This window comes from Limnothrix redekei LRLZ20PSL1 (genome assembly GCF_043235035.1).
In the GTDB taxonomy this organism is placed as follows: Bacteria; Cyanobacteriota; Cyanobacteriia; order CACIAM-69d; family CACIAM-69d; genus CACIAM-69d.
This window is the reverse complement of record NZ_JAZAQF010000030.1, coordinates 44183-51574: the sequence shown is the minus strand read 5'-3', so window position 1 is coordinate 51574 and position 7392 is coordinate 44183. Positions and strand designations below refer to the sequence as shown.

General features: G+C 57.9%; 6 protein-coding genes and 1 tRNA gene. 3 read left to right on the top strand and 4 right to left on the bottom strand.

Annotated features, from left to right (window positions below; genetic code table 11):
• Nucleotides 1-201: 201 nt before the first annotated feature.
• Complete coding sequence (locus VPK24_RS06430; RefSeq protein WP_393011460.1) at nucleotides 202-912, bottom strand: Uma2 family endonuclease; 711 nt, start codon at nucleotides 910-912, stop codon at nucleotides 202-204.
• A 194-nt stretch (nucleotides 913-1106) separates the two neighbouring features.
• On the opposite strand from VPK24_RS06430, the gene VPK24_RS06425 reads away from it, so the two are divergent.
• Both VPK24_RS06425 and VPK24_RS06420 read left to right on the top strand, forming a co-directional pair.
• A tRNA-Leu gene (locus tag VPK24_RS06425) sits at nucleotides 1107-1188 on the top strand.
• A 15-nt stretch (nucleotides 1189-1203) separates the two neighbouring features.
• The gene (locus VPK24_RS06420) at nucleotides 1204-2127 is read left to right on the top strand and encodes an ABC transporter ATP-binding protein (RefSeq protein ID WP_393011458.1); all 924 of its coding nucleotides are present in this window, start codon (nucleotides 1204-1206) and stop codon (nucleotides 2125-2127) included.
• A 115-nt stretch (nucleotides 2128-2242) separates the two neighbouring features.
• Here the strand turns inward: VPK24_RS06420 and aroA are convergent, their stop codons facing one another.
• Nucleotides 2243-3592, bottom strand: coding sequence for a 3-phosphoshikimate 1-carboxyvinyltransferase (aroA, locus tag VPK24_RS06415; protein WP_393011456.1), 1350 nt, complete (start codon nucleotides 3590-3592; stop codon nucleotides 2243-2245).
• A 190-nt stretch (nucleotides 3593-3782) separates the two neighbouring features.
• Here aroA and VPK24_RS06410 point away from each other — a divergent pair, with 190 nt between their 5' ends.
• Nucleotides 3783-4271 (top strand): hypothetical protein, encoded by a 489-nt coding sequence (locus tag VPK24_RS06410; RefSeq protein WP_190354167.1) that lies wholly within the window; start codon nucleotides 3783-3785, stop codon nucleotides 4269-4271.
• 381 nt (nucleotides 4272-4652) lie between these two features.
• Here VPK24_RS06410 and VPK24_RS06405 read toward each other — a convergent pair whose 3' ends face one another.
• Nucleotides 4653-5405: a superoxide dismutase gene (locus VPK24_RS06405; RefSeq protein WP_099534651.1), complete on the bottom strand. Its 753-nt coding sequence runs from the start codon at nucleotides 5403-5405 to the stop codon at nucleotides 4653-4655.
• Between the two features lie 71 nt (nucleotides 5406-5476).
• Nucleotides 5477-7276, bottom strand: coding sequence for a R3H domain-containing nucleic acid-binding protein (locus VPK24_RS06400; protein WP_393011462.1), 1800 nt, complete (start codon nucleotides 7274-7276; stop codon nucleotides 5477-5479).
• Nucleotides 7277-7392: the final 116 nt, after the last annotated feature.

Genomic DNA, 7392 nt, shown 5'->3' with positions numbered 1-7392 from the left:
GAGCAAGGACTATGAGTTGTATTCGGAGACGAGTGAAGGGATGATCTATGGCTGCTTAATGCATTTGATGGTGAGAAGATTGGCTGCTCTAGATGCTTAATAATTGATTTATAAATCAGCTCTAATTCTAATCAGCTCCAATTAACCCAAGCCGGTTAAAACAAGACCAAGCAAATTCAGAAGAATAAAGATAAGCTAAGGCTACTCGATCGCCTCGGGATCAATCCCCTGTTGCCGCAACAGTTCCGCCAGGCGATCGGCTCGTTGTCGCTCTTGATTAGCCATTTGTTGGGCCGCTTGCAGATTCTCAACTAAATTTCCAATCTCATCGGGAATTGGTAAGAAGTTTCCTGTCTCTTCCTGTCCAAAGCGCAAGAGGGAACCTTGAACACTGAGCTGCAAACCTAAAACACGCGATCGATGGTCTTCAATGGGGATGTAGCGATCATCCCATAACCGATAGCCCTGAAGTTGCCCTGCAATCCACTCATTTTTAGGATCAAACAACCAATATTCTTGGATGCCCATTTGTTCATAAAGAGCATATTTGTGCCCTTGGTCTTCACTTTGGGTTCCCTTGGAAGTAACTTCAAAGATGATGCTCGGAATTTGACCCTCTTGCCAAGTCTTATAATTATCTCGGCCGCCGGGGGCTACTCCAAAGATCACCATCACATCAGGAGCAACCCGCAACCGAGGAAGATCTTGGCTGTAATACAAAAACTGATTGGCTAAAACAGTTGCTTGTTGTCCTTTAAGGTGTAGTTCTAGCGCTTTGAGAATGGCAATAATGGCGTTGAGATGAAGATAAGTTTCCGCTACAGGCTTTCCGTCAGAGGAGGGGTAATCAACTTCTGGATTTGAGAGATTTGAGAGTGAATCAGTTCCTGTTTTTAGGATGAAAGGTAACATGATTAGGGCAGCCGGCACTGCTAAGAAATTAACTAGACTAAGACTGCATTTAGATCGACCTTCATCATCAAGATGAGCTCTAGAAAGATGGTTAAATCGTCAGAAGCAAGATGTTGCTTTCTCAAAATTTATCCAGGGTTTTCCCAAAGACGATTGCCGAATCGGGGGGATTTTGCTATGATGTCTGCGCTTAAGCGGATATGGCGGAATTGGTAGACGCGCTAGATTTAGGTTCTAGTGCCGCAAGGCGTGTAGGTTCAAGTCCTATTATCCGCATGGGTTCAGCGCAGCATGTTGCGAATTGAACGGTTAACTAAATCCTATGATGATCGCCCGGTATTGCGAGGACTGAGTTTGTCCTTGCGACCGGGCGAAATTTATGGGCTGCTGGGCCCCAACGGCGCGGGCAAAAGCACGACGATTAATATCCTGGGTCGCCTGTTGGTGGCTGATGGGGGTGAGCTGTGGTTGGGCGATCGCCCCTTGGCCCAGGCTCCCCGCCACTGGTTGGGAATTGCCCCCCAGGACAACTTGCTCTACAAAAGCCTGACCTGTGCTGAGAATTTAGATTTTTTTGCCAGTTTGTATGGTCTGCGGCGATCGGAACGGCGATCGCGTTTGGCTCAGTGCTTGGCTTGGGTGGGCTTAACCGATCGTGCCGATAGTCCTGTGGAAACCCTCAGCGGCGGGATGCAGCGGCGGTTGAATGTGGCGATCGCCCTGGTACATCGGCCCAAGTTGGTGATTTTGGATGAACCCACAGCGGGTTTGGATTTGGAAGCCCGTTATGACCTGTGGGCCATGATTCGGGATCTGAAAAAGCAGGGTTTGACAGTGCTGCTGACCACCCATTTGCTGGAGGAGGCGGAGCGCCTGTGCGATCGAATTGGAATTTTGAGTCAGGGGGCGATCGCGCTGGAGGGAACTTTGGCGGAGCTGCGATCGACCATTCCCGCCGCTGAGTTGGTGCGGGTAACGACGGCCGATCGCGCCGGGACGATCGAACGGGTGGAGCAACTGGGCTGGCCCTGGCGGGAAGCTGGGGGAGAGCTGGTGTTGTGGTTGCCGGAGTCCCTCAGTTTGCCGGAGTTGCTGGAGCGGCTGTCGGGCCTGCCGATCGATGGCTTGGCCCGTCAGCCCGTGGGTCTGGAGGCAGTGTATTTGGAAATCACGCGCCGTAGCCTGGCGGTTGGGGCGCGATCCAACTCGGCTTGATTACTCTGCCTGATCTACTTGCTCGATCTCGATCAGTTGACTGGCTCACCATAACCGGCTCACCATCACTGGCTCACCCGCCTGATCGATGGGTTTGATCCACTTTGAAGGCTGATTAGCCTTGGGTGAGCCGCTCCAGGGTGGGCACAAAGTCCGGGTAGGAAATGGCCGCCGCCTCTGCCCGATCGATGGTGGTGGTTCCTTGGGCCACCAACGCCGCGATCGCCAGGCTCATGGCAATCCGATGATCCGTGTGGCTGTCCACATCGGCCCCCCGCAGTTGCACCGGGCCGGTAATTTCCAGCCCATCCGGCTGTTCCGTCACCTGGGCCCCCATTTTTTGCAGGGCCGCCGCCATCACCGCCAGGCGATCGCTCTCTTTCACGCGCAACTCTTCCGCATCGCGAATTACGGTTTTGCCCTGGGCCACGGTTGCCGCCACGGCCAAAATGGGGATTTCATCGACCAACCGAGGAATCAGGGCCCCGCTAATTTCGCAACCGTTGAGGGGCCCATAGCGCACCCGCAAATCTGCCACCGGTTCGCCCGCCGCGTCGCGCTCGTTTTCGAGGGTGATGTTGGCTCCCATCTGGTGCAGCACGTCGAGGATACCGGTGCGGGTGGGGTTAATGCCCACGTTCTCGATCGTCAGGTCAGAGCCGGGCACGATCGCCGCCGCCACCAGCCAAAAGGCCGCTGAACTGATATCCCCGGGCACGATCACCCGCTGGCCATGGAGCTTGGCCGGGCCGACCACCGTGGCGCTGATGGTGTCCGGATCCACGATCACCTCCGCCCCAAACGCCCGCAACATTCGTTCGCTGTGGTCGCGCGACAGGGCCGGTTCACTGACGGTGGTTTGTCCCTCGGTCATCAACCCCGCCAGCAAAATGCAGGATTTGACTTGGGCTGAGGCGATCGGGGATTGGTAATGAATGGGCTGGAGGGCCTGGCCCCGCACGGCCAGGGGCGCGAGGGTGTTGTCACGGCGGCCCCAGATTTGTGCCCCCATCGTGGTCAGGGGCTTCACGACCCGACCCATGGGCCGCGATCGCAGGGAGTCGTCGCCCGTAATTGTAAAGAAGCGATCGGGATGGGAAGCCAAAATGCCCAACATCAGCCGCAGGGTTGTGCCCGAGTTGCCCGCATCCAACACCCCGATCGGCTCCTGCAGATTGCCGATGCCAATGCCGCGCACGGTTACCCGATCGGTGTTCAGCTCGCTAATTTCGGCTCCCAAGGCTCGGAAGCAAGCGGCGGTACTGCGGGGATCTTCGCCTAGCAGCAGGCCCTCAATGGTTGTTTCCCCTTCCGCCAAGGCCCCTAGCATCAGGGCCCGGTGGGAAATGGACTTGTCGCCAGGGATCCGCACGCGACCCACGAGGGGGCAGCCCTCGGCAGTGGGAGAAAGGATCAGCCGTTGGCGGGCGTTTACAAATTCGGATGTTACGATCGGGTGGAGCATCGGAAGATCGACAGGGTTCGGACTCGCGATCGCGCCGGGAGAATTGCCACAGGCAGAATTGCCCTAGGCAGTGATTGGCTTACCGGGCCCTAAAGGCTTGGCAAACCCATCGCCCAGGCTCGCCCGACAATCCTATCGCTTTCCGGGTTTTGCGCGTGATGCTTCTCCTGAGCCAACAAGGCCGCAACCTATGTCGCCGATTCGTCACCGCCGTCCGATTAGCCTGTCGCTGTTGTCGTTAGATTTACCAACGGCCGCCTCGATCGAAACTTCCGCCACGATTTACGAAAATGAGCGCGATCGCTTCCATATTCTGCTGGCGGAACCGGCAGTGAAGGCGATCGAACCGGTGCTGATGCCCGGTTATGCGGCCAATGCGGAACCCCAGGGCGATCGCAGCTTGTGGCTGGAACTTTCCCCGCAGCGGGCTGTGTTAACCATGCAAAGCGCCAGCGGTTTCCACTACCGTCACCTGTGGGAACGGGGGGTCTATGGCATCAGCCGCTATTGGCTCCAGGAAGCCACAGACCAGGGCTACGAACAAATTCGCCTCCGCAACTTCACCCGCAGCCTCACCCTGTCGGGCCGGCCGGTTCCCGATTGGGTGCGTTTGGAATATGAGCTTTGGGCCCAGAATTTGCCTCTAGGTCGCTATGTGTTGAACCTAGAGGTGTTTTAGGTATCTCAATTTGGGGCCTCAAATCCCCAGAAACCGTGCCAAATCTCAGCGAACAAGGGGCTTAGGGCCTGTCGTCAAATCACCTGAAACCCTGATTCCACCGTTGGCAGATCGTGGGAGGCAAGGGGCTTAGGGCCTGTCGTCATTTCCATCGCCGTAGGGGTTGGGTCTCCCAACCCTAACCCGGGCGATCGCCACAACCCTGTCCACCCCTGGGAATACCCGAGGATCACGGGAACTGGGCGGGGAAACCCCGCCCCTACGACTGATTGGTTTAAAGAACGAGGTCATCAGGGTTTCAGGAAATTTGACGACACGCCCTAAGCCCCTTGTCCTGACGGCTGGGACATGGAAAATCAATGTGCCCGCGACCTGTGAGTTTTAAGCGGCTTTAGCGGCTTCGTAGCGCTGGTTAATCACCGGCCAATTCACCACATTCCACCACTGCTGGAGGTACTGATCGCGCCGGTTGCGATAGTTCAAGTAGTAGGCATGTTCCCAAACGTCGTTGCCGAGCAGGGGAATTTGACCCTCCATCCGCGGGCTGTCTTGGTTGGCGGTGCTGGTGACGGTGAGTTTTCCTTGGCGATCGAGCACTAGCCAAGCCCAGCCACTGCCAAAGCGCTTGGCTCCCGCTTGGTTGAACGCGGTTTGCAGGGCTTCAAAGCTGCCAAAGGTGTCTGTAATTGCCCGGGCGATCGCCCCAGTGGGTTGGCCGCCCGCGTTGGGGCCCATGCTTTCCCAAAACAGGCTGTGGTTGTCGTGGCCGCCGCCATTGTTGCGAACGGCGGCGCGAATGTCGGCGGGCAGCGCGTCGAGATTGCTGATCAGATCTTCGATCGAGCGCTTGTGCAGTTCGGGGTAAGGCGCGATCGCGGTATTCAGGTTTTTGACATAGGCGGCGTGGTGCTTGTCGTGGTGAAACTCCATCGTTTCCCGATCGATCGTTGGTTGCAGTGCGTCGTAGGCGTAGGGTAAGGGCGGTACTTTGAAAATTTCGGGTACGGTCGGGGTGGTTTGGGCGATTGGAGCGGCGATCGCCCCATCTTGTCCCCACAACAACCAGTCTGCCAGGGTGAAGCCCGCAGCCGCAGCCAAGGATTGCCGAATTAGCGCACGACGAGAGAGAGCCATAGGTGAAACCCTCGAATTGTTTTTTGTGATTTTTTGATTTTTTGAGGCCGGTTTGAATTTGGTCGCCTGCCCTAGGCCGGGAAGATCCGCAGGCGGCGGTTGGGTTCCTCGCCAAAGCTGGTGGAGGTGAGCTTGTAATGCTCGATTAGCTCGTGCTGCATTTTGCGCACATGGGCCGATCGCGGCAACAACTCCACCGGTTGCCCCTTGGGAATCACAATGTTTTCCACCGCCAGCCGCGCTTCTTCGAGGGCTTCCAGCTCGTCATCGCTGGCATTGTCCGCAAACAACCGCAGATCCACCGGTTCCACCTCACCGCCCTCGTCGTCCAGCTTCAGAATCCGGCGCAGGGTGCGGGCAATGTGGGCCGTGCTGTTGGACTTCAGGATATAGATCGGCAGTTGGCGGGTTTTGGCCAGGTGGCGCAACTTGGTGTGATTTTTCAAGTGGGTGCGCAGGGCCAGCACCGCATCGGCCGTGTCCAGCTCCTTGGTCAAAACCACCGGCAAATTCAACAACCGAATCGCCTGCTCCAACTGGTGGCGGCTGACGGCGTAGGGGTAGACGTAGAGATAGCCATTTTGCTTGAGGTCGTCCGTTTCATCGATCGCCCGGGGGCTGTAGTCTGTGCGATCGAGCAGTTGGGCGAATTCCTCGTGGGGCGTGGCGGCTCCCAAGGGCACGACGGCCCGGCGATTGGGCGGTACGGGGGTCATTTGCCCGCTCGATCGCCAGCCGCGATCGCCCTTGCTGGGGCCGCCGTTGCGGCCCGCTGGAGCCAGGGATCGATCGGTGCCCGCCGTTTCCGCTTCCGGCAGCTCGTGGGTAATCGTCACCTGGCCTGTTTCACTGATGGTGCGCACCTGCCGCTCGGGAATCCGCCCGCGCAACAGGGAATCCACCGTGGTGGCCACATCCTCATGCACCACCCAGCGGCTGCGTTCCTGCATTTCCACCGCCACCTCAAAGGTCGGCGGGGCCTTGCGTTCCAAGACGGTTTTTTGGGAGCCGCGTCGCCGGGCCTCTTCGTCGCCCAAGGTGACGGATTGAATCCCGCCGACCAAATCCGAGAGGGTCGGGTTTTTAATCAAGTTCGCCAACTGGTTGCCGTGGGCCGTGCCCACCAGTTGCACGCCCCGCTCGGCGATCGTCCGGGCTGCCAAGGCTTCTAGCTCTGTGCCAATTTCGTCGATCACGATCACCTGCGGCATGTGGTTTTCCACCGCCTCGATCATCACCTTGTGTTGTAATTCCGGCTCGGCCACCTGCATCCGTCGGGCCCGCCCGATCGCCGGGTGCGGCACATCCCCATCGCCCGCAATTTCGTTGGAGGTGTCGATAATCACCACCCGTTTCTGGAGTTCATCGGCCAACACTCGGGCAATTTCCCGCAGGGCCGTGGTTTTGCCCACGCCGGGCCGCCCCAACATCAAAATCGACTTGCCACTTTCCACCAGGTCGCGAATCGTGGCGATCGTCCCGAACACGGCCCGCCCCACGCGACAGGTGAGGCCAATCACGTCGCCCCGGCGGTTGCGGATGGCGCTGATCCGGTGCAGGGTTTGTTCGATCCCTGCTCGGTTGTCGCCGCCAAAATGACCAACCCGAGCGGTGGCATAGTCCAAATCGTCGCGGGTGACGGTTTTGTCGCTGAGGCTTTCGGTGCGGGCACCGGGGAACCGGGCCTCGGGCAACCGCCCAAAGTCCATCACCACCTCCACCAACTGACTCAAATCCGTATGATTTTCTAAAACTTTCCGCAGGTGAGGCGGCAAAATACCCAGAAGTTGGCTCAGGTCATCGGTGCTGCGAGTGCGACCCAGATCGATCGCTTCGCTACCCACAGCCGGTGCGCCAGCGGAATCAGCCATTGCTGCCAAGTCAGTTCCTTCCTTAACTTGTTGGGCGGTTTGCAAAGTCACGGGACGATCGCCAGTATCGGGAAACATCACCATAAGAGCTAATTAACAGCAAGAGGGCGCGGCAA